25 protein-coding genes are annotated in these 21,013 nt (G+C 66.2%); 13 read left to right on the top strand and 12 right to left on the bottom strand.

From position 1 onward, the window contains the following. Window positions 1–3 precede the first annotated feature (3 nt). Together NM1_RS14170 and NM1_RS14175 are read right to left on the bottom strand one after the other, a co-directional pair. Window positions 4–369 (bottom strand): ACT domain-containing protein, encoded by a 366-nt coding sequence (locus tag NM1_RS14170; protein WP_068019533.1) that lies wholly within the window; start codon window positions 367–369, stop codon window positions 4–6. Window positions 370–422: 53 nt separating this feature from the next. Next, on the bottom strand, window positions 423–1,019 hold the full coding sequence (locus NM1_RS14175) for a TetR/AcrR family transcriptional regulator (RefSeq protein ID WP_068019783.1): 597 nt from the start codon (window positions 1,017–1,019) through the stop codon (window positions 423–425). A 95-nt stretch (window positions 1,020–1,114) separates the two neighbouring features. Between NM1_RS14175 and NM1_RS14180 the strand changes: the two genes are divergently transcribed. Beyond that, on the top strand, window positions 1,115–1,999 hold the full coding sequence (locus tag NM1_RS14180) for an alpha/beta fold hydrolase (protein WP_068019785.1): 885 nt from the start codon (window positions 1,115–1,117) through the stop codon (window positions 1,997–1,999). A gap of 12 nt (window positions 2,000–2,011) precedes the next feature. Here NM1_RS14180 and NM1_RS14185 read toward each other — a convergent pair whose 3' ends face one another. The 3 genes from NM1_RS14185 to NM1_RS14195 form a co-directional block, all read right to left on the bottom strand. Next, window positions 2,012–2,392, bottom strand: coding sequence for a hypothetical protein (locus tag NM1_RS14185; protein ID WP_068019536.1), 381 nt, complete (start codon window positions 2,390–2,392; stop codon window positions 2,012–2,014). Between the two features lie 61 nt (window positions 2,393–2,453). Then, window positions 2,454–3,515, bottom strand: a complete 1,062-nt coding sequence (locus tag NM1_RS14190; RefSeq protein WP_068019539.1) for an aminotransferase class V-fold PLP-dependent enzyme — start codon at window positions 3,513–3,515, stop codon at window positions 2,454–2,456. Between the two features lie 43 nt (window positions 3,516–3,558). Continuing rightward, window positions 3,559–3,843 carry a hypothetical protein gene (locus NM1_RS14195; protein ID WP_246011546.1) on the bottom strand — a complete coding sequence of 95 codons (285 nt, stop codon included), beginning with the start codon at window positions 3,841–3,843 and terminating at the stop codon, window positions 3,559–3,561. Between the two features lie 25 nt (window positions 3,844–3,868). Between NM1_RS14195 and NM1_RS14200 the strand changes: the two genes are divergently transcribed. From NM1_RS14200 to NM1_RS14215, 4 genes are all read left to right on the top strand, one after another. Beyond that, window positions 3,869–4,366 (top strand): CGNR zinc finger domain-containing protein, encoded by a 498-nt coding sequence (locus tag NM1_RS14200; RefSeq protein ID WP_068019542.1) that lies wholly within the window; start codon window positions 3,869–3,871, stop codon window positions 4,364–4,366. 368 nt (window positions 4,367–4,734) lie between these two features. Next, window positions 4,735–5,241: a MarR family winged helix-turn-helix transcriptional regulator gene (locus NM1_RS14205; protein WP_068019543.1), complete on the top strand. Its 507-nt coding sequence runs from the start codon at window positions 4,735–4,737 to the stop codon at window positions 5,239–5,241. Continuing rightward, on the top strand, window positions 5,238–7,850 hold the full coding sequence (locus NM1_RS14210) for an MFS transporter (protein WP_068019545.1): 2,613 nt from the start codon (window positions 5,238–5,240) through the stop codon (window positions 7,848–7,850). Before NM1_RS14205 ends, NM1_RS14210 begins: the two co-directional genes overlap by 4 nt. Next, window positions 7,847–8,668, top strand: coding sequence for a YceI family protein (locus tag NM1_RS14215; RefSeq protein WP_068019548.1), 822 nt, complete (start codon window positions 7,847–7,849; stop codon window positions 8,666–8,668). The genes NM1_RS14210 and NM1_RS14215 overlap by 4 nt, the downstream gene beginning before the upstream one ends. A 72-nt stretch (window positions 8,669–8,740) precedes the next feature. On the opposite strand, the gene NM1_RS14220 is transcribed toward NM1_RS14215, so the two are convergent. After that, window positions 8,741–9,706, bottom strand: a complete 966-nt coding sequence (locus NM1_RS14220; RefSeq protein ID WP_246011547.1) for an alpha/beta hydrolase — start codon at window positions 9,704–9,706, stop codon at window positions 8,741–8,743. A 294-nt stretch (window positions 9,707–10,000) separates the two neighbouring features. Here NM1_RS14220 and NM1_RS43030 point away from each other — a divergent pair, with 294 nt between their 5' ends. Beyond that, window positions 10,001–10,306, top strand: coding sequence for a YciI family protein (locus NM1_RS43030; RefSeq protein WP_068019550.1), 306 nt, complete (start codon window positions 10,001–10,003; stop codon window positions 10,304–10,306). Window positions 10,307–10,322: 16 nt separating this feature from the next. On the opposite strand, the gene NM1_RS14230 is transcribed toward NM1_RS43030, so the two are convergent. Beyond that, window positions 10,323–10,856, bottom strand: a complete 534-nt coding sequence (locus NM1_RS14230) for a dihydrofolate reductase family protein (RefSeq protein ID WP_068019553.1) — start codon at window positions 10,854–10,856, stop codon at window positions 10,323–10,325. Window positions 10,857–10,859: 3 nt separating this feature from the next. Beyond that, a complete protein-coding gene (locus NM1_RS14235; protein ID WP_068019556.1) occupies window positions 10,860–11,777 on the bottom strand; it encodes a helix-turn-helix domain-containing protein in 918 nt (305 codons plus the stop codon). A gap of 213 nt (window positions 11,778–11,990) precedes the next feature. On the opposite strand from NM1_RS14235, the gene NM1_RS14240 reads away from it, so the two are divergent. From NM1_RS14240 to NM1_RS14250, 3 genes are read left to right on the top strand one after another with little or no spacing between them, the layout of a single operon-like run. After that, complete coding sequence (locus NM1_RS14240) at window positions 11,991–12,473, top strand: DMT family transporter (protein ID WP_068019559.1); 483 nt, start codon at window positions 11,991–11,993, stop codon at window positions 12,471–12,473. Beyond that, window positions 12,470–12,976, top strand: coding sequence for a DMT family transporter (locus NM1_RS14245; RefSeq protein WP_068019560.1), 507 nt, complete (start codon window positions 12,470–12,472; stop codon window positions 12,974–12,976). Before NM1_RS14240 ends, NM1_RS14245 begins: the two co-directional genes overlap by 4 nt. A 3-nt stretch (window positions 12,977–12,979) precedes the next feature. Then, window positions 12,980–13,687, top strand: a complete 708-nt coding sequence (locus NM1_RS14250) for an aquaporin (protein WP_246011548.1) — start codon at window positions 12,980–12,982, stop codon at window positions 13,685–13,687. Between the two features lie 103 nt (window positions 13,688–13,790). On the opposite strand, the gene NM1_RS14255 is transcribed toward NM1_RS14250, so the two are convergent. Next, on the bottom strand, window positions 13,791–14,291 hold the full coding sequence (locus NM1_RS14255; RefSeq protein WP_084519609.1) for a DUF4352 domain-containing protein: 501 nt from the start codon (window positions 14,289–14,291) through the stop codon (window positions 13,791–13,793). A 469-nt stretch (window positions 14,292–14,760) separates the two neighbouring features. Between NM1_RS14255 and NM1_RS14260 the strand changes: the two genes are divergently transcribed. Then, complete coding sequence (locus tag NM1_RS14260) at window positions 14,761–16,476, top strand: AbeC-like domain-containing protein (protein ID WP_068019567.1); 1,716 nt, start codon at window positions 14,761–14,763, stop codon at window positions 16,474–16,476. 6 nt (window positions 16,477–16,482) lie between these two features. Further along, entirely contained in the window at window positions 16,483–16,872 is a 390-nt protein-coding gene (locus NM1_RS14265) for a hypothetical protein (RefSeq protein WP_147289068.1), read from the top strand. 48 nt (window positions 16,873–16,920) lie between these two features. On the opposite strand, the gene NM1_RS14270 is transcribed toward NM1_RS14265, so the two are convergent. Beyond that, the gene (locus NM1_RS14270) at window positions 16,921–17,775 is read right to left on the bottom strand and encodes an inositol monophosphatase family protein (RefSeq protein WP_246011549.1); all 855 of its coding nucleotides are present in this window, start codon (window positions 17,773–17,775) and stop codon (window positions 16,921–16,923) included. Window positions 17,776–18,258: 483 nt separating this feature from the next. On the opposite strand from NM1_RS14270, the gene NM1_RS14275 reads away from it, so the two are divergent. After that, window positions 18,259–19,158 carry a M48 family metalloprotease gene (locus tag NM1_RS14275; protein ID WP_169814258.1) on the top strand — a complete coding sequence of 300 codons (900 nt, stop codon included), beginning with the start codon at window positions 18,259–18,261 and terminating at the stop codon, window positions 19,156–19,158. A gap of 67 nt (window positions 19,159–19,225) precedes the next feature. Here NM1_RS14275 and NM1_RS14280 read toward each other — a convergent pair whose 3' ends face one another. Both NM1_RS14280 and NM1_RS43950 read right to left on the bottom strand, forming a co-directional pair. Beyond that, on the bottom strand, window positions 19,226–19,606 hold the full coding sequence (locus NM1_RS14280) for a nucleotide pyrophosphohydrolase (RefSeq protein ID WP_068019578.1): 381 nt from the start codon (window positions 19,604–19,606) through the stop codon (window positions 19,226–19,228). Between the two features lie 54 nt (window positions 19,607–19,660). Then, window positions 19,661–20,170, bottom strand: a complete 510-nt coding sequence (locus tag NM1_RS43950; protein WP_246011550.1) for an excalibur calcium-binding domain-containing protein — start codon at window positions 20,168–20,170, stop codon at window positions 19,661–19,663. A gap of 165 nt (window positions 20,171–20,335) precedes the next feature. Here NM1_RS43950 and NM1_RS43955 point away from each other — a divergent pair, with 165 nt between their 5' ends. Next, window positions 20,336–20,929 (top strand): hypothetical protein, encoded by a 594-nt coding sequence (locus NM1_RS43955; RefSeq protein ID WP_246011551.1) that lies wholly within the window; start codon window positions 20,336–20,338, stop codon window positions 20,927–20,929. Window positions 20,930–21,013 lie beyond the last annotated feature (84 nt).

The following is a 21,013-nucleotide window of genomic DNA, read 5'->3' on the forward strand; positions in this document are numbered from 1 at the left end:
CGCCTACTCGGTGATGCTGTGACCCGCCTCCTTCAGTGCCGTCGCAGCATCTTCACGCCGCAGCTCGGGCACCAGAACCAGGTCGGCGTGGTAGGTCGAGGCCACGAACACCGGCACTCCCGCGTCGGCCAGCGGGGTCACCAGCGCGGCCAGCATGCCCGGGGTGTCGAGCCCGTGTGCGGTGGCTCCGGCGTAGAAGCCGATCCACACCTCGCCCTGCTCCCACGGCGGCGCCTCCCGGACCATGGTCAGCCCCTCGGGGGCCCGCACCAGCGCGATCCACTCGTCGTCCTCGGGAAAGGTCGCGTTGGGCAGGTGTTCCACCGCGAACCGGGACGGGACGATGTGCAGACGCTGGGCAGTGGTCATGGCGCCATGGTATTCAGCGGGTGCGACAGAGTGGTCCGGCGCCGACCCTCGCTTCATCGGGAGCGATCGCCGCTGCCCAGGGTCCGGTCGAGCAGGTGATCGACGAAGGTCTCCGGATCGACCGGCATGTCCGATACCAGGCCCTGCGTGAGCCCGGAGATGCTGACGGCGATGAGCTCGGCATCGCGTTCCACCGTATCGGCGGCGGCCCCCGCCTTCCGGAGCTGATCGGAGATCACCGTGACCAAAAGGTTTGGGGGGCCGAGTATTTGATCGTTGGATACCTCGGACCCCGTCAGTGAGGCGGCATGGAATGCCGCGAGGACGATCGTGTTCTCCCGCCGCCCCTTGTCCAGCGGCAGCAGCCCCAGCAGGATCGTGCGGAGCATGTCCCGCGGTCCCGCGTTCGCGCCCAGTTCCTCCACCCGCCGCATGAATTGCCTTGCGGCGTCGTCGATCACCGCCCGGAACGTCGCCCGGATCAGCTCCTTCTTGTTGCCGAAGTAGTACTGCACCAGCCGCACGGAGATCCCGGCCTCGGCGGCCACCGACTGAAAGGTGGCCGCCTCCAGCCCACCCCGCGCGATGACGCGCCGCATCGCGCCGGTGATCTCCCGGCGTCGCTGCTCGTGATCGACCAACCGCGGCACCACATCCTCCTGTTTCCCTGAGGCCGGATTTTGATGGTACGCGCATACCATTTATGTGGTACGTTCATACCACCAAAGCGGGATCGGGAGGGATCATGGCGAAGATCGGGCGGTTCAAGAACGACGCGGCTCGCGCGCAGTACATGCAGGCATACGAGAAGCTCTCGGCATTGTGGCCACTGCCGTCGACCGAGCACCACATAGAGACATCCTTCGGATCCACGCACGTCCGGGAGTCGGGCTCAGGCGAAGGGGCCCCGATCGTCCTGCTGCACCCGGTGGGCGGCACCGGGTCCTACTGGTACGCCTCGATCGAGGAGTTGGCGCGCGATCGGGTCGTGTACGCGCCGGACACCATCGGTACCGGGGGTTTGAGCGTGCAGACCGCCCCGTTGTCCGAGGAAGCCGACTTCGCCACATGGCTCGACGAGGTGCTGGCGAGTCTCGGGGTCGGGCGCGCGCATGTCGTCGGCTACTCGCACGGCGCCTGGCACGCCGCGCTTGCCGCGCTCCACGCCCCCTCGCGGCTGGCGAGCCTGACACTCATCGAGCCCGGTGGCGTGCTGGTCAAACCCAGCTGGCGCGTGTTGCTGAAGATCCTGCGGATCGGGTTGCGGCCGACCGAGGCGAACATGCGGAAGATGCGCGACTGGCTGACTCCGGGAATCGAGATGTCGCCGGACGAAGAGGCCTATGTCAACATCGCCTACAAGGCCTACCGGATGGGTGTCGGGTGGGCGCGTCCACTCGAAGATGAAGAATTGCAGTCTATTACGGTCCCGACCCTGGCCATCTTCGGTGCGAACTCGGTCGTCTCCGAACCGGAGTCGAGTGTCCGAAGGATCCGGACGAATCTGGCGCACAACGAGATCGAGATCTATCCGGACCGAGGGCATGCGGTGCTGGACGAGATCCGAGGGCAAGTCCTTCAGCGCATTATGGATTTCATCCGGAAGCACGAGTCGGTGTCGGTTGACTGAGCCGTCCGACTTTCAGCGCCGAGCGCGGGCGCGGCGGAGGACGGGGGCGGAGTGCGGTGCGAAGCGGCGGTGGAGGTACTGCAGGGCAGCCAGCAGGGTCACCGCGATCCCGGCAGCCACGTAGTCGCCGGTGACCACGCCGATCAGCGCGAGGCCGCCGAAGACCGGCAGTTCCAGCACCGAGCACCAGCCCACCAGCCGGAGCCGGGTGGAGTGGGCATCGAGCCAGGCCAGGCCGTCGTCGACGATGTCGGCGGCGGTATCGAACTCCACCATGCCGTCGCCGACCTGCACGAACCGGTGCACGGCCTGGTCGCGACTGATCCTCCCGAGCCACGCCTCGTCGATGAGCCGCTTGCCTTCTACGGCGACTTCCGTGATGACCGCTTGCATCTGCGGGTCCCTTTCGAGTCGGTCCCGGAGATTGTAAGCGGATCTGCGAGCAACCGTGCCGCTAACTTCCCAACACTGTTAAGGCGCGGTCGATATCGGCCTCGGTGTTGTAGAGGTGGCAACTGAGCCGCAGGCGACCGGCACGCACGGAGCCGATAACGTCCGCCTCTTTGAGCTGTTGCAATTTCTCCGGCGCGACCTCGATCGAGACGATTGCCGAGTTACCCTGCGGCAGGCCCAGTCCGGTCCGCAACCTGTCGGCCAACGCGAGGTTGTGCCGATGGATCGCGTCAATGCCTATGGACGACACCAGCTCCAGCGCACGCTGCTGCGCCATCGTGGATTCCCATACCGGGGAAAGATCGAATCGCCTGGCGTCGCTTGCCAATCGCAGTGACGTGTCGTAGCAGGTCTGCCACGGATCGAATCCGGCATACCACCCGGCCGCGAGCGGACGCAGCTGCGCCAGCGCCTCGTCGGTACCGGCGAGGAATGCGGTGCCCTTCGGGCCGAGCAGCCACTTGTAGCCGACGCTCACGACCCAGTCGGCGCCGAGATCGTGCACCGGGTACCAGCCGACCGCCTGGCTGAGATCGAAAAGCACTCGGGCGCCGTGGTTTCGGGCCGCCGCGACCACGGCGTCGGTGTCGGCCACGCGGCCGTCGGCCGATTGCACCACCGACGCGGCTACCAGATCGTCATCCGGCCGCACCGCCTCGGCGAGGCCGGTCAGCGGCACCGTGCGCACCCGCAGGTCGCCGCGGGCCAGGAACGGCCAGAGCACGGAGGTGAAGTCACCCTCCGGCAACACCACCGACGCGCCCGCGGGCAGGCCGCCCGCCACGATCGAGACCAACTGCGACACTTGGGAACCGACGGCGACCTGGCCGGGGGTGAACCCCGTCAGCCTGCCGAAGGACGCGCGGCACTCGTGCACCACCGCGTCGAGCGACGGGGAGCTGAAAGTGCCGTTCATGCGCTGGGTTTCGGCTTCGGCCATGGCCTCCGCGACGACCTTCGGCATCAGTCCGTAGTTGGCGGCGTTGAGGAAGGTGACGGTCGGCGCGAAGGCGTCCACGACGGTGGCGGGCAGCAGATCCGCTGCCGAGATGTGAGCGGTCATCGCCTCATCATGCGAAGCGTCCGGAGCGGTGGGCAAGATCCACTCAGCTTCCACTGGCCCGGAATGTCGCCGCATCGGCCGGTCCGGTCGTCGGTTCGACGAACTGACTGGACCCCGCCGCCGCGACCACTGCGCCTCCCTCGACGACCAGCCAGCGCCCGCACACGCATCGCAGGTAGCGCACCGAGCCGTGTGACGAGATCAGGGCCGGTGACGGCCAGGCGCAGGAGGGGCAGGTGGTGTTGCGCGCCGAGCCCCGTCGCCGCTCGGCGCCGCCCCGGCCGTCGATGATGCGGTGCCTGTCTTTCCGCTTGCTGCACTCACTCATGCTCTCAGCGTGGTGTAATAACCTAGTGCAGTTCAACCCTTACGGAGGCGCGGCGGCCGAACTCGCCGCCCTGCTCGTCAACGCGGACGAGGGCGCGGATCTCGTCCGCCTGCTCGACGAGTTCGGTTACCGCCCCGTCACCACACTGAACGCGCGCCAGGCCGCCGGGTTGCGTCGCTGGATCGCCCGCCTCGACGAGGTGTTCACGGATCCGACGGTCGACCGCCTCAACGCCCTGCTCGCCGAAACCACCAGCCGCCCATACATTTCCACCCACGACGGCCGCGCACCCCATCTGCACTACGCCGGGGAGTGCGATCCGATGGACGAGCGCGTGAAGGCATACACCGCCGCCGGGCTCGCCACGCTGTTCTGTGAGGACGCCGGTCGCATCGGGCGTTGCGCCCGCGAGGGCTGCCGCGTCGTCTTCATCGACACCTCCCGCAACGGACGCCGCCGCTTCTGCTCGACGAAGTGCTCCACGCGAGTGCACGTGGCGGAGCATCGACGCCGCACCGCCTGAATGCTCGCGGTTCGGCCGCACTTGACCTCGAGGTCGATTGAGGTTGTGTGGTAGAGCCATGGTTCCCGCACCCCCTCCACGTTCCCGCACTACGTGTGGCCCGATGGAAGCTGTGCGTGAACATGCGTGGGGTGCGGGAATGGTCGACCTGCGGTGTGTTCCTGCCCACAGCTGCGTGCTGGCGGGGGTTGCTCGGATGCGGGATGCACGGTCCGACCTGGGTGATCCGCACTGGTTGGCGCCCATTTCGGACAAAGCGGACGGCGCAAAATTTGGTTGCGGAGGAACCACCTCCGGTCTGTATAGTTGGCCTCAGCAACTAGTTGTAAGTGCTAACAAATGCGCTGCGGGGAAAAGGAAATCTGATCATGGTCGTTGCTGCCCGTGATCGCGGTGCTACGACAGCCGAACTCGACGTCGCCGACCAACTCGGCGCCCAGCTGGTCCGGCTCATGCGGGCGATCGGCAGAACTAAATCACAGCTGGCCAAGCACGGTCCGGACGGGCTGGAGCGCTTGGCCTACGCGGTGCTGTTCTGCCTGGTCCACGACGGCCCGCAGCGGACCGGGAAGCTCGCCGAGATGCTGCACGCCGAGACCTCCACCATCAGCCGGCAGACGCGCAGCCTGGTCTCGCACGGTCTGGTGGAACGGCGTGCCGATCCGGTCGACGGCCGCGCCTGCGTGCTGGTGCCCACCGCGGAGGGGGTGCGGGTGTTCGAGGAGAACCGCCGGGTCCGCAACCGCTGGATCGCCGAGCTGATCGCCGACTGGCCCGAGCACGACCGGGCGACGCTGACCGATCTGGTAGAGCGCCTCGTCGCGGGTATCGAAAAGACCACTGTCCCAGCCGATTCGAATAGAGCGGATAAATGACGACTACGACCACCCAGGCCCCGGCGGCGCAGCCGGACCTGGATGCGGGTGCCGGTCAGAGACTGTCGCACCGGCAGATCATGACCATTCTGTCCGGCCTGCTGCTCGGCATGTTCCTGGCCGCGCTGGACCAGAACATCGTGAGCGTGGCGATCGTGCGGATCGCCAACAGTCTGAACGGTTTCGACCAGCAGGCCTGGGCCACAACGGCTTACCTCATCACCGCCACGATCAGCACCCCGCTGTACGGCAAGCTGGCCGACATCTACGGCCGAAAGCCGTTCTACCTCACCGCTATCGCGTTGTTCGTCATCGGGTCGGCGGCGTGTACGTTCGCGACCTCGATGTACATGCTGGCGGGCTTCCGGGCGTTTCAGGGGCTGGGGGCCGGCGGCCTGATGTCGTTGGCGTTCACCATCATCGGTGACATCGTGCCGCCGCGTGAGCGCGTGAAGTATCAGGGCTACTTCATGATGGTGTTCGGCACGTCGACCGTGCTGGGGCCGGTGCTGGGCGGCCTGTTCTCCGACTACGACCACCTGTGGGGCCTGGAGGGCTGGCGCTGGGTGTTCCTGGTGAACGTGCCGATCGGCGTCTTCGCGCTCGCGGTGGTCGCCAAGGTGCTCAACGTCCCGCACCAGCGGCAGAAGCTCCGCGTCGACTGGTTCGGAGCGGTGGCGCTCGCGATCTGCGTGGTGCCCTTGCTGATCGTGGCCGAACAGGGCCGCAGCTGGGGCTGGGACTCGACCAAGGCACTGGTCTGCTACGGCATCGGCGCCGTCGGCCTGGTGCTGTTCATCGTCGTCGAATACCTGATGAAGGACTCGGCGCTGATTCCGCTGCGGCTGTTCAAGAATTCGACCTTCACCGTGACCATCATCGGCGGCTTCATCGTCGGCATCGCGATGTTCGGCGCGATCTCCATGGTGCCGCTGTATTTCCAAGTGGTGCGCGGATATTCGCCGACCGAGGCGGGTCTGCTGATGTTGCCGCTGGTGGCGGGGATCATGATCGGATCGCTGATCGCCGGTCAGGTCACCAAGCGGACCGGGCACTACAAGATCCTGCCCGTCATCGGCACCTTCGTCATCACCATCGGCGCGCTGCTGTACGCGCAGGTGCACTTCGACAGCGTGCTGTGGCAGCCGCTGGTCTTCGGCGGCATCATCGGCCTCGGCCTGGGCTGCTGCATGCAGACGCTGATCATCGCGGCCCAGAACGCCGGTCCGCGTACGGATATGGGTGTGTCGACGGCGTCGGCGACGTTCTTCCGGCAGGTGGGCGGCACGCTGGGTGTCGCGGTGTTCCTGACGATCCTGTTCAACCTGCTGCCGAACAAGATCGTCGACGCGTTCGGCGGGCATCTCCCGGCCGGATTCGACACCGACAAGCTCACTCAGATGCAGTCCGACACCGCGGGTATCGCGGCGCTGCCGGATCAGGTGCGGGAGCCGATCCTGATCGGCTTCACGAACTCGATGCACGGCGTGTTCTTCGCCGCCGCGGGCGTGGCGCTGGTGGCCTGCATCGTGCTGATGTTCATGAAAGAAATTCCGCTGCAGGATGGTCCGCCTCCCCAGGCGCAGCCGGAGCCGGACGCCGCGGTGGCGGATACGACCGAATCGACCCGGATCGCGTCGCACCGGGCCGTGCCGGCCTCGACGCAAGCGGAGGAAAAGTGGGCCGAGGACCAGGTCTGGGAGGGCGCCGCACAGGTGATCTCCGAGCCCGAACCGGTCCTCGCATCGACAGGAGGCAGACATGCGGCAGTCAACGGCCATGCGGCACAGCGGGTGTCGGCGATGACGGCGAGCCCGGTGGTCGCCTCGACGGGCGGCCGCGCGATCGGTGGGCGCATTCGTCGCGAGGACGGGAGCCCGGTGCCGGGTGCGGCACTGACCCTGATCGATCAACGCGGACACCAGGTTTCGCGAGCGGCCGGGGACGGTGGCGGCACCTTCACCATCGAGCCGCCCACGCCGGGGAGCTACGTGCTGATCGTGTCCGCGAGCGGGTATCAGCCGACGGCCGTGAACGTCACCGTCGGCAGCGGTTCGCAACAGGTCGATCTGACCCTGCAGGGCTCCGGCGAGCTGTCCGGACTGGTGCGCTCGGCCGGACGCGGGGAGCCGGTGGCCGGCGCGACGGTCACCGTGACCGATCTGCGCGGTGAGGTGGTCGGCTCGGCGGTGACCGCGGGCGACGGCGCCTACGTCTGCCACGGCGTGGTGGCGGGGACCTACACGCTCGTCGCGGTCGCCGCGCACATGCGGCCGACGGCGACCACGCTGACCGTGCCCGACAGCGGCCAGCTGCGTTTCGACGTCGAGCTCGCCTCGATGGCGGTCTTGAGCGGATCGGTCCGAGCCGACGGCCGCCCGGTGCCCGATGCCCAGGTCACGGTGCTCGATCAGGCCGGGACGACGGTCGGGACCGTCCGCACCGACGAGGACGGCCGCTACGTGCTCCAGGATCTGCCCGAGGGCGACTACACCATCGTCGCCCGCGGTTACCCGCCGGTGACCGGCCGGGTGAGCGTCGCCGGTGGCGAGACCGACCACGACATGCGGCTCGGTTACGACGTCGACGAGCAGGTGGAGCAGTCATGAGCGGGCTGACGGCGCAGATTCGCAATGCGGACGGCTGGCCCGTGCCCGCGGCGGTGCTGACGGTGACCAGCCTGGAGGGTCGCCAACTCGCTCGCGCCACGGCCGACGAGACGGGGGCCGCGGCGACCGAGGCGCTGCCGCCCGGGATGCACACCGCGGTCGTCACCGCGCCCGGGCACAAGCCGGTCGCCCAGGTCGCCCGGGTCTCGTCGGCGGGCAGCGGCACGCTCGGTGAGATTCGGCTGGAACCGGAGTCGAGCGCGGTCGAGATGCCTCCGGCCGGGCCGTGGACCATCGATCCGGTGCATTCGACGGTCGTCGCCACCGCGCGGCACCTCGGCATCGCGAGTATCAAGTCCCGCTTCGCCGATGTCGGTGGCCGGTTGGATGTGGCCGAGAACTTCGAGCTGACAACGGGTTACGCCGAGATCAAGGCCGCCAGCATCGACACCGGCGTCGGGATGCGCGACGAACATCTGCGCTCGGCGGAGTTCCTGGACGTCGAGCGGTTCCCGATCATCGGCTTCACCAGCACCGGGCTGCGGCGCACCGGTGCCGAAACCTGGGTGATGGCCGGGGAATTGGAGCTGCACGGGCAGCGCCGCCCGGTCGACCTCACGCTCACCTACGGCGGCTACGGGCCGGACCCGTGGGGTGGCGTGCGGGCGGCCTTCCACGCCGAAACCCTGCTTCGCCGTGACGATTTCGCCATCGACTACAACGCCGTGGTCCGGGCGGGAGTCGCGGCCGTCGGCACCACCGTGAAGATCGATCTCGACATGGAACTGGTACAGGGGGATCGGCTGCCGCAGATGTAGGCCGAGACTCCGTCGACCGCGGCCGTGACCCGACTACCTCGGGTCACGGCTGCGGCCCTTGTCCTCCAGGCGTCAGCCGCCGACCGATTGCAGCAGCATCGGGAGAGCGTTCTGCATCTGAGCCGTCCAGGCATCCCAGTTGTGGCCCTGGCCGGGTTCGTACTTCTCGTCGACCGAGGCACCCAGCTGCTGCAGGTGATCGGCGAAGCGGTAATTCTGTTCGTACACAGCCTGTTCCACCCCGTCACCCTTGCCGTAGGAGACGAACAGCGGGATGCCGGTGAGTTTGGGCGCCTGCACGTACGGGTCGTTGGCCTCCCAGATCTTGCGTTCCGCGGGCACGTTGTAGTCGCCCCACACGCGCTTCCAGTCCGCGGCACAACCCTGGCCCGGCTTATCGGGGTCGCCGGGCGCGCCCGAGGCGTGCAGCGGGTCGACATTCCCGCTGAACGACGCCGCCGACCGGTACATGCCCTGATGTGCGGCCGCGAGCTTCATCGAGCCCAGCCCGCCCATCGAGTTGCCCGCGATGGCGCGGGTGGTGTTGGCCTTGTAGGTGGTCTCCATGATGGTGCGCAGGTCTTCGGTCACATAGGTCTCCCACGCGGGCGCGCCGTACCTGCCGCCGTTGTACCAGTTGGAATACGCGCTGCACCAGCTGGTTTCGGGCATCACGAAGATGGCGTTGCTGTTCGCGGTGAGCTGTTCGAGGTTGCCCTTCTCCGTCCACGACTTGTGGTCGTCGAAGCCGCCGTGCAGCACCCAGACGGTCGGCCAGGTCTGGTTGGCGTTCTTCGACCAGCCCGGCGGGACGAGCAGCCGCACCACCTTGATGGGGGCATCGATGTTGGGGGAGGAGACGCCGAAGTCGAAAATGCGGTCGCTGATCTGCCTTTCCCACACCACCGTCCCCGCCGCGTGGGCCTGCGGTGCCGACAGGAACGGGACGATCAGGGAGGCGATGACGGTGAGGACCGCCAGCACGATCTTCGCAAGGGTGGGTATCGGTGAGTTTATTCGTAACGATCTATTGATCATTTGGCGGATAGTAGTCCACGAACAGGGTTGTTCGGGAGTAGTTGTGGAATGTCCCAATTGAGACGGATAATGCTGTGGGACAGGGGAATTGGCTGGCAAGAGCCCCCAGTTTCAGGGGCCTCGGAAGCAACTCTCGCGATTCTGGGGCCGCGGTGCCGCCCCGGGTGCTCGGGCGCTGCCTTGGTCTATGCCCGGGTCGTGAGCTTGCGCCGGGACTGTCGGTGGCACGCGCTAGGGTCGCGTGGATTGCGGATCGTCCGAGCAGCTGAATCCGACAGTGAGGCGAGATTCCATATGGGGAAATATGTGGTGGCGTATACCGGCCTGCCAGGCCAGGATGAGGATCCGGCCGCCGTGCGGGCGGCCTGGGAGCAGTGGTTCGAAGAACTGGGCGAGGCGGTGATCGACCCGGGTGATGTCTTCACCCACGGCAAGACCGTCGCGGCCGACGGATCCGCGAGCGACGGCGGCCGCCTGACCGGCTACACCATGCTGCGGGCCGACGATCTCGATGCTGCGGCGGCCATGGTCGCGAAGTGCCCGGGCCTGGCGAATGCGGAAATCCAGGTCTACGAATCGGTTTCGCTGGACGCGCTGTGATGCCGGGCGCTCCACCTCAGCCGCGGACCACCTCGTAGCGAGCGCAGGCGAATTCGCCGTTGGGGGCGAGTTCGGTGAGTTTCAGTTCGAGGGCGCGGGGGAGCAGGGGCGCGCCCGCGCCCAGGGTGACCGGGGCGATGGAGACGGACACCTCGTCGAGCAGGCCGTGGTCGGCGAACTGCCCGGCGAGATCGCCGCCGCCGACCACCCAGAGGTTCTTGTCGCCCGCGGCCTCCGCCATCTCCTTGTAGACGGTCGGGACCGGATCCTGGGTGAAGCGGATATCGGCGTCGGTGCGCGGCGGGAAGGTGCGGTGGGTGAAGACCCACGACGGCACCTCGTACGGCCACGGCTCCGCATGGCCGTTGTCGAGAACCCACTGATAAGTGCTGGCGCCCATGCAGATTGCGCCGATATCGGCGATGAAGGCGTTGTAACCCATCGGGCCGTCCTCGTCCGCCTTGCGGGACAGCAGCCAGTCCAGCGAATGGTCCGGGGTGGCGATGAATCCGTCGAGGCTGGTCGCGGTGTAGTAGACGGTACGGGTCATGGTTCAGCCTCGCTTCTGTAGCCAGAGGATCGGATCGCCCTGATCGATTTCCGTTGCATCATCGGTGATTTCGGAGCGTAGCCACTGCCGGGCGAGCAGCCGCCGGTGCGCGGAGAAGGTGAGGATGTGCGCGATGACACTGCCGATCACGAAGCTCTCCGGCGGATCGCACAGTGCGTCGATGAGGGTGTCGCCCCAGCCGCCGCGGCGGTCGATCTCCCGGACCGTATCCAGCCAGTGCGGCGCTATCTCGTCGAGGCGGCGCATCAGGGTCGGCAGGTCGTCGGGTTGCCGGGCGGGCTCGTCGGCGCCGTCGATCGCGGCCAGCCACACCTCCTTGGACCAGATCAGCAGGTCCAGCACCGTTGCGATGGAGTCGTCCGGGCCGTCCCAGCTGAGGGTCGTGTGGTCGCCGCGCTTGCGACGGTACTGCTCGTCGTTGAGACTCGTTGCCAGCTTGAGCAATTCGCGAGTGTCGTCGAGATCGTGGTGCAGCAGTAGCGATGTCGGGTCCATGTCGTGTCGGCCTTTCGGTTCGCTGGCCACCCACAACGACATCGGCGGATGAAAGTGGATGCCGTTCACCGCGGGCAGCCAGCGCTGTTTCTTCTCGGTGCGGGTCGCGCTGGGCGGATGGCCGTAGGCGCGGCTGAACGCCCTGCTGAACCCCTCCACCGAGTCGTATCCCGCCGCGAACGCCACATCGGTCACCGAGGCGCCGGTGCCCAGTTGCCACGCCGCCCGCTCCAGCAGCACCCGCCGGCGCAGTGCGACCGGGGATTCGCCGGTTCCGCGGGAGAACTGGCGGGCGAAGTGGTACGGGGAGGCGTAGGCGTCCTCGGCCATCGCGCCCAGGGTGGCGTTGTCGTCGTCGAGCACGACGTCGAGGAGTTCGCGGAGGCGGTCACGTCCGGTGGTCACGGGTTCAGTGTGGCCTGTGTGGTCCGGTCGCCGCTTGACCGTTCTTGCGCACTCGCCGGCGTGTCTCCCCGTGACCAGCGGGGTTGATCATGCCGCTGACTAACGGTACATTACTTAGGTCACTTACCGAATGGTCGCCCCGAGTGCCTGTTGCCGGTCGAATCGGGCTGCGGCCGCGGTTGTTTCGCAGCTGCGACAAGAGCGGGCGGTCCCATGGTGAATACGATTCCGATCGCGATCGGGTTGGTCTACCTGTTCATACTCGTCGGGGGAGGCCTGCGGTCGGTCGAGGCCGGCTGTCAGAACACCCTGATGAACCACATGAAGAACATGTGGTTGTGCGCGGTGATCTCGTATGCTGTTGCGCTGACCGGTTTTTCGATCTTTCTGGCGCTGTCGACCAAGTCGCCGTGGCCGACGCTCGACGACGTCCGCGCCATGCCGTGGTGGGCGCCCTTCGGTGGATTGATCGGCGGCGCGGCCGTGCTCGGCATGATCGCGGTCGCACGCTATGTGGGTGTGGCGACCTTCAGCGCGCTCGTGATCGTCGGTGAGATGGTGGTCGCGCTGGTCATGGACCACTTCGGGCTCATGGGGTTCGAACAGCACAGCGCCACCGTTCCCCGCTTCGTCGCGTGCGGGCTCATCACCATGGCGATCTACCTGATGTCCGATACCCGGGAGGCACGGTCATGACCACGACAACCCTCGAGCCTCCGCGAAAGCCCCTGTCGCGCAATGCCTTGACGCTCGTCGTCGTCTTCATCCTGGTCGGCGGCGCGCTGCGGTCGGTGGAGGCCGGTTGCCAGAACTCGCTGAAGCTCTCCCTGAAGAACGTATGGCTGTGCGGCGTGATCTCCTACGCGGTGGCCTTCACCGGATTCCTGGTGTTCATGCTGGTGGCGCGCATGGTCACCAAGCAGTGGCCGTGGCCGACGCGAGCCGATGTCCGGACCTTGCCGAGGTGGGCACCGTTCGGCGGATTGCTCGGCGGCGCAGCGATTCTCGCGATGATCGCCGTCGCCTCCGACGTCGGCGTGAGCACCTTCAACGCGCTGATCATCGCCGGGCAGATGTTCGCGGCACTGGCGATCGATCACTTCGGCGTGATGGGGTTCCCGCGCCATCGGGTGACCGGACGGCGGTTGGTCGCATGCGCCATGATCATTGTCGGTATCTATCTGATGGCGAAGTACTGAGCCGTGGCATCTCCCGCTGTCATGCCTGCCGTCGGGAAAACCGGTGTCGCCCAGCGGATGCTGGCGGAGCTCGTCGGCACCGCGATGCTGGTGACCGCCATCGTCGGCTCCGGGATCGCGGCGCAGCGACTCTCTCAGGACCCGGGGGCGCGGTTGTTCGCGAACTCGGCGGCGACGGCGCTCGGGTTGTCCGTGCTGATCATGGTGTTCGGGCCGGTCTCGGGCGCGCACCTCAATCCGGTTGTGTCGGTGGTCGATTGGGTCCGTGGTCGGCGGGCGGATACCGGGCTCTCGGCGGTCGAACTGGTGGGTTATCTGAATGCTCAGATCGTCGGGGGAGTCGCGGGCGCCGTCGTGGCCAACGTCATGTTCGGAATGCCCGCGGTCCAGCAGGCGTCCGAGATTCGCTCGGCCGCAGGGCTGTTCGTCGGTGAAATGGTGGCGACGGCCGGATTGATACTGGTGGTCTCCGCTCCACTCTGTAGCCGTCGTTTCGGAACCGCCGCCGTGGTGGTCGGTGCCTACATCGGTGCGGCCCAATGGTTCACCAGCTCCACCTCCTTCGCCAACCCCGCAGTCACCATCGCCCGCAGCTTGTCCGACACCTACACCGGTATAGCCGCGGGATCGGTGCCCGGTTTCATCCTGGCGCAATTCGTCGGTGCGGCAATCGGACTCGGGTTGGTTACGGTGTTCGAGCGGGGTGGGTAGCCTGCAGGAATCTCACGCACCGCTCGCAACGAGTCGACTGGGACTGCGGTTCCCGGCGCCTGCAGCGCGCATCTGCGGGAGATACGCGCTCGGCGAGCGGTTGCTATGGGATGGCGACGCGGACGCCGCCCGAGAACATCGAATCATGGAACTCGACGGCGGCCGGGACTGTTCCTTTGGGCACGTCGAAGGCGAGTACGACCGAGATCTTGTTGCCCGGATTGATCTCGGTAGCCACGCCCTTGTTCAGGTTCAATTCGGCCATGGTGTCGTTCGTGTACAGACGGCCTTGGCTGTCGACCAGTTTCTGGTTCTCACCGAAGTAGGTTTGCGGTACGTCGACCGTGTTGGTGACATCGACGTGCACGAGGACGTATTCGCCCTGTGCATCCTTCTTCAGGTACTCGTTGTCTCCCACGGATGCGACCGGCGGCTGGACGGTGGTGATGACGAAGCCGAACTTGCCATCACGAACCTCCTGTCCGGCGGGCTGGGCACTCGTGCGGACTTCCTGTTGATCGGCGACTTCATTGGCCGCGCCCATGATCAATAGGCTGCAACCGCCGAACAGAAGCACGAAGAACGCGAAGATGCCGCCCAACACCCACGGCCACTTGCGTCGCTTCGGCGCGGGAGGTCGAGGTGGGTACGGTCCATACGGCTGCGAACCATAGGGTGCGGGCGGGAGATTTTGAGGTGGCATATTCGACATCGAAACCACCCCTCCTGTTCGTATCGGTCCGATGAGTGTGTTCCCGCACTGCCACTCCCCGAATAGGCACTGCGAGTACTCGGTAGATCGACCATCCTGCACGCATGGGTTACTGCGAAATTGCCGATCGGGGCAAGATGGTGGCTTCCAGAACCGATTTGCGTGGCAGGCGTCCGATCGGTCTTGTGACGTTGGACCCTTGCCGTCCTTGATCGGCGGTGGGTTGTGAGAACTCCGGCGCCAGCCGAACCGCCCCCGGGCGGCAGTCGACCTTGCTACGCTTTCGCGGCCAGCAGTTTCGCCTCGGAATCGGGGGGTGGCAGGTGCGGATCAGGGTTCGATACGCGTGCGGGGGAGTGCTATGGCCATTCCGGTGATCGATCCTGCGGATGAGGCGACGCGGCAGTTGTCGGCCGCGGTGCATCTCGATGATGAGCTCGCGGACGTTCTCGTGGAGGAGTATCTGGCGGAGCCGAAGCGGGCGACACCGCCATCGCCCGGAGTACGGGCTGCGGCGGTGCTGCGGGAGGCGGTCGGGGCGCAGGCTCGCCGTCGTATTGCGAGCGCGATTCTCCTTCTGCTGCTGCTCATTACGGCGGCCGTGAGTCTGATCTTCGTGGTGGGCTGGACGGTGGCCGGGCTGGCCTGGCGGCTCAGCGGATTGTTGACCGATCGGCTGAGCAGATCGACCTACGGGCAGCTCGTGCGTCTGGCCCGCCCATGGCAGCGATGGTGGGTGACGGCCGCGCTGTGGGTGCTCGTCGACGCCGTGCTGTCGCTCATCGTCGCGGCGCCGATCGTGCTCCTCGCGTACGCGTTGGGCGACTCGTCGACGCGTGCACAGTTCGATGAAGGCGAGTTGGGTGAAACCGGTTCCGTAGGGTTTCCGATCGGTCCGATTCTGTTGGCGTTCATCATGTTTACGGTTCTGGTGGTCTACGGTCTGCTGCGCATACGCACGGCGGGCGCCTGGTTCACCTACGGCGTCTACGATCCGAAGATCCCGCCGCGGAAGTTCGTGGCGTGGGCGTGTGGCCCCTTCGCTGAGCGGTTGGAGCGGATAGCCGCCGATGATTCGCGGCGAACCCAGGCGGCCGGGTCGAGTGAGGTCGTGGTGTACCGCGGGCAGAACCCGTTTGTCGGCGCGGGTGTACGGGTGCAAACCTGGGCGATCCCTCTCGAACTGCACGCGGGAGATGGTGCGGCACAAGAGGATTCCGAGCCGCTGTTCACGCCCGCTGAGCTTCAGGACTACATCTCCACCGACATGCAGACCCTGTCGGCGAATCCGACACTTAGCCCGGGATTTCGGTTCAGCTCCCTCGAGACCGTGCACTGGGCAACGCTGTCGGCCGGTCACATGGTTCACTACCCGGCCGCCGCCCCGCTGTTGGAGCAACTCAACTCCGGCAGGAATCCGACTCTGTCGGTGAAGGATTGGGTCGGGCTGATCGACAGCTCGCCGGAATGGCTGCGGTATTTCCGCTGCTACCGGCTGGAGGCATGGGAACGCCAACTGGCCGTCGCCGGGTACCTGCACGTGGGCTGCGACCACCGGACGCTGTACCTGGAATGGATCGGTCACGTGCTACCCCCTGTAGCCGAGCGCTTCCGCACCATCGACGATCGGCCACGAGCACAGGAACTGCGGGCTTTCTGGAAGGCGCTGTGCGAGTTGACACTCCTGCCTATTACCGTTCCCGCCCGCATCGCCGACCTGGCACGCTGGGGCCGCGACCTCCGCGGCGTCGGCCGCCGCTGGCGCACTCCCGTCGAAGCGAGCCGAATCTTCGGCTCCGCCGCGAGTCTCCGTGAACTCGCCGCGGGCGACAGCCTCACCAACTTTCTCGAGGAATCCGACGCCGACCGCTACCTGAAGATCATGGAGCGCAGGGTGTTCGACGCGGTTCACCGGTTCCTGCGGTCCAAGGGCGTGGGCACGGATGCGTTCGACAGCATCGTGCAGCAGATCGACAACTCCACAGTTCTGAACAACTGCAACGTGATTGCGGGGAACGTGGGCGGGGCCGGAAATGTCGGAGTCGTGCGGGCAGGTACCGCAGCGGTGCAGAAGTGAGGTGTGATGCCTGAGAAGCGAACGGATGCAGGGGTTTCCATCAGCGGCGGGAATGTGGTCGCCGGGAACATCGGGGGTTCGGGGAACACCGGATCGGTGCAGGGGCCCGTGAACGTGGGCGGCGCCGATCAGGAACGGATTGTCGTTGCGCTGCAGGAACTTCTGACTGAGCTCGGTCGACTGCGGACCGAACTCGCGGAGAGCTCGGGAGCAGATGCCGAGCCCGGAGATGTGGACGATGTCATCGAGGCACTGGACAAGGACGAGCCTGACATAGAGCGTGCCGGTAGCCGTTGGGAGCGGTTGTATCGGAGGATCCCGGAGGGACTGCGAGATCTGGACACGATCACCCGGATCGTGCAGCTGATGGGGGAGGTGCGGGGGCTGGCGGGGTAGCCGATCCCGGGTCGAGGTGCGGCCGGTGCGATCGCTGTCGTGCTTCGTTCAGGTGACCAGCCCTAACAGTTCGATGGCGAGTGCTGGGGCGATCGCTATCGTGCTCGTGGAGTGGAAGCCATGCGGTGCTCCGGTGAGATCGACCACCACAGCGCCGCTTTCGCGCGCAATGGCGACTCCGCCGGCGGTATCCCAAGGCTTGTTGGACAGGCTTATGCATCCATCGGTTCGACCGTCGGCCACCCATACGAGGTCCAGCGCGGCGGAGCCGAACATTCGCACGCGCTCGACATCAGCCGCCAGCTGAGCAGTAATGGCAAGGCGGCGTTGGTTTTTGGCCTCCGCGTCGGCGCCGGTGGCGTAGTCACCGATAGAAACCACTGCCGTGCTGAGCTTTTCGTTCTTACTGGCGTGGATAGGGCGATCATTACAGAAGGCACCGCTATCAGTGGCAGCGAAGTACTCGAGGTCGAGGAATGGCGCGGCAATTACGCCGATCACCGGGACACCGTCACGCAGCAGTGCGAGCGACACAGCACAGAGCGGAAGTCCGTGAATGAAATTCGAGGTCCCGTCGATGGGATCCAGGGTCCACACCCGCCCGACCGTGGGGTCCGCAGGCTGATCCTCAGACTCCTCACCAAGAAAGCCGCACTCAGGTGTCTCCCGCCCCAGGAACTCCCGGACGTGATCCTCGATCCGCCGATCGAGATCGGTAACGAAATCCCGATCCGACTTCACATGCACAGCCCCACGCTCCGCCGTGGCGAGCAGTTCGCTCCCCTCCGCCACCGCGGCCCGCGCGACAGCGAGCAGGTCGGTGAGGTCGCTCGTCATCCGGTAGACACCTCCTTCTTCAGTCGAACAGGCGTTTCCGAAGATCTTGGCAAACGTATCGGACATACGCGGCAGGCTGCGGCGCAGGGTAATCCGTGGACACGGTCCGCGAGCATTCGAGGGAATGCGGCGAAACTGATCGCAAGGTGTATTACCACGGATGCGCGGCACCGGGACGGCAACAAATTCGGGGGCCGGGCCCCGGAACTCGAGGTCATGCCACGGCGACTTCCGTTGTGTACTTTGGAATTCCAGCACCACAGCGAACGATGAGAATTGCCGATGGCAGCTCGGGGGAGCGGCCGGTCCAGGGGCAGGCGACGGAGGCAGGCCCCATCGTCCCGCCGCCGAAAGTCGAAACAGCAGCGCCGCCCGCCCTCGCGACCGACGCCACTGACCACCGCACCTGCCGAGAAGCCGCATGTGCCGCCGCCGAAGATGAAGGTTGTCCGGTACCGCCCGCGCGGTGTAGCGGTCGATGGTCGCCGACGGTTGGTCGCCGGGCTGACGACACTGTTGGTCTCGTTACCCACGATTGCGTTGAGCGGCGTGATCATAGGCGCTCCCGGCGTATTTTTCGGCCCGTGGCCCGCAGCGATCCTGGTGGCGATCTGGCTGCTGACCGGTGTGGTCGTCACCCTGCCGTTCGACGAGAGCGCCGTGTCGCGGCTCGGCCTACGTGGCCGTCGCCCGGACCTCACCGAGGAGACCAAGCTCGCGGACGCGTGGACCGAGGTGACCGAGGCCGCCGGGGTGGACGGCTCCTCCTATTCACTGTGGGTGCAGGATGCCGAGGAGCTGAATGCCTTTGCGGCCCCGGGCCGCGTCGTCGGGATCACCGGGTGGGCGCTCGCCCGGCTCGAACCTCGACAGCTGGCCGCAGTACTCGCCCACGAACTCGGCCACCACCTGTCGGGCAGGCAGGGCGCGCGCATGCTCGCCGCCTGGTACTCGCTTCCGCGTGAATTGTCCGCCCGCGCACTGCGCTGGTCGGTATACGCCACGGTGATGCCGCTTATCGGATGGTTGTCGGACCAACTCCGCGACAGCGCACCGGATTTCGCATGCCGGCTACGCGAACTCACCGAGCTGATCCTGATGGTGACCTTCTTCGGCGCAGTAGTTTTCGGACTGACATTCGTTGTCGGATTGCCAGCCACCATCGGCCTGGGCGTGCTGATCGCCATCGAACCATTCGCGGAAGCAGCAATGTCCCGCCGCGGCGAATCCGAAGCCGACGCGGTCGCAGTCGACCTCGGCTACGGCGTCGCCCTCCGGGATGTCATGTGGCAGTGGATGTTCCAAGAAGACTCCGTCCTCCTGGACTACCACCCGATGCTGCACTCCCTCGCCTCCCACCCACCGATCTCGGCCCGCATGGCGGCCATCGAATCCCGGATGGGCGAGACGGAGGAACAGGCCGAAGACCAACTCGATCCGGGGCTTTGATCGGGCGATTCGGCGATGGCGGGCCGGTGTGCGCGACTCCGAGAATATGCTGGGCCCCCCTGTGGCTTCATGACCCGTCGTTGGGAGATCCGTGGCTGCTATCGAGGTCCGAGTACTTCACCGCGCGGCCGCGGACTGCCTCGGCGGGATAGCGCTGCGCATTCGTTTGCAGCTTCGACTCCGTTGCCGCGACCAGATCTATGTCCAACACATCTGCGAGCCGCAGCAGGTAGATGAACACGTCGGCGATCTCATCTGCTACTCGTGCGCGACGCTCGGGAGTATGGATCACCATGCTCTCCTCGGCGGTCAGCCACTGAAATAGTTCGGAAAGCTCGCCTACCTCGCCGGTCAGCGCCATTACGAGGTTCTTCGGTGTGTGGAACTTCTGCCACTCTCGTTGGGCTGCGAAATCCGCAATCAGGGCCTGGAGTCGGTCGATTTCCATGGCTTTCGTTGTAGCAGGTGCAAGCGCCGCTGTTCGTTGTCGATCGAGTTCGGCTTACTTCTCGCACGCAACCCCATCGTTATCGCCGTCCAGTCCTACTCGGTACCCCGGCTGGCCCTTGTGGAGTGGGGTTGCACCCGCGGCCTTGGCTTCCTTGCAGGACTTGTAGTAGACGTTCGGGGCGGATGTGGGGGCCGGTGCGGGTGGTTTGGGGGCGGGCGGTGCGGTGGTCTGCGGGGCAGGTGGGGCAGGGGGTGCGACCGGGGCAGGGGGAGGCGGTGGGGGCGGGCCTACCGCCTCTGCGTTGGTACTTACCGGTGCGTCGGCGGTTGGGGGTGCTTCGGTGGTGGGTGTGGGCGCGGCGGATGTGGGGGCGGCAGAGATCGCGTCGCTTGCGGGGAGGGCCTGGGGGCTGACGGTGTTGCTGCAGGCGGTGAGCAGGCCGATTCCGATGGTGGCGAGTATCAGGGCCGCGCGCGGGTAGGACAATGGGAGCTTCTTGCCGGGGGCTTGGAGGGGCGCCACTGGCCGGGGGGAATTTCGTCGAGGGTGGATCGAACGCACCCGCTGTTGGTACAGGGCGGTTGGACGTGGCGCAACAGCAGGACCCGGGCGACGGCAGCGGGAAGTACTCCCGATGGTGACTCGGCCCGGAGAGCATCCGATGGTGTCGGACTCGGACTGTCGGTAAGCTCGGCGCGCCCGGTGAGCTGTAATCCAAGGATCTTGATGACTGAACCGTCCCGTATCGCGCGTGATGACGTGGTTTCGCTGCCGGTGCGCCTTCGGGAGGATTTCGAGGGCACGGAATGCGGGGACGGGGGATTCGTGCTTCAGCTCGACGGCGAGCTGCCGGACGTTTGTGGCGTGCACGGATTGCCCGCGGTCGAGAGGCGTAGCCGGGATATCCAGTTCCGCCGAACGGATTACGGGTGGGTGCAGGAGACTGCGCGGAAGCAGGTGTGGTGGATGCTCAGGGGGATCACCGGGGCGGCGGCGCCGAAGGTGGTGGTGGAGGGGGAGTGGCCGATCTGTCGGCGGTGTGTGCGGAATTCCGAGTTGTTTCGGGGGCTTGGGAATCTCATTCTGATGGCGGGCGTCGGGTTGCTGTTCCTGCTGTTCGTGTCGATACAGTTGGGATATCGGCTGACCGGCCTGGTGATTGCGATCTTTCCCGGATGGTTTCCGTTTGCGACGGTGGTGGCGATGCTGGCGTACATCCGGGCCAAGACGGTGATCTATTTCGAGCCGATCGGCGATACGGCGGACGTACATGTCAGAGCGCACTCGGACTTCGTGGCCGCGGCCCGGGCTCGCGGCTGACTATTGCGAGAGATACAGCGCCAGCCCGCGCAGTGGGTTCCAGCTTCTCGCACCCCCTGCCCGTTCACGCACCCTCTACAAGCG

The organism is Nocardia mexicana NBRC 108244, assembly GCF_001613165.1.
Lineage (GTDB): Bacteria > Actinomycetota > Actinomycetes > Mycobacteriales > Mycobacteriaceae > Nocardia > Nocardia mexicana.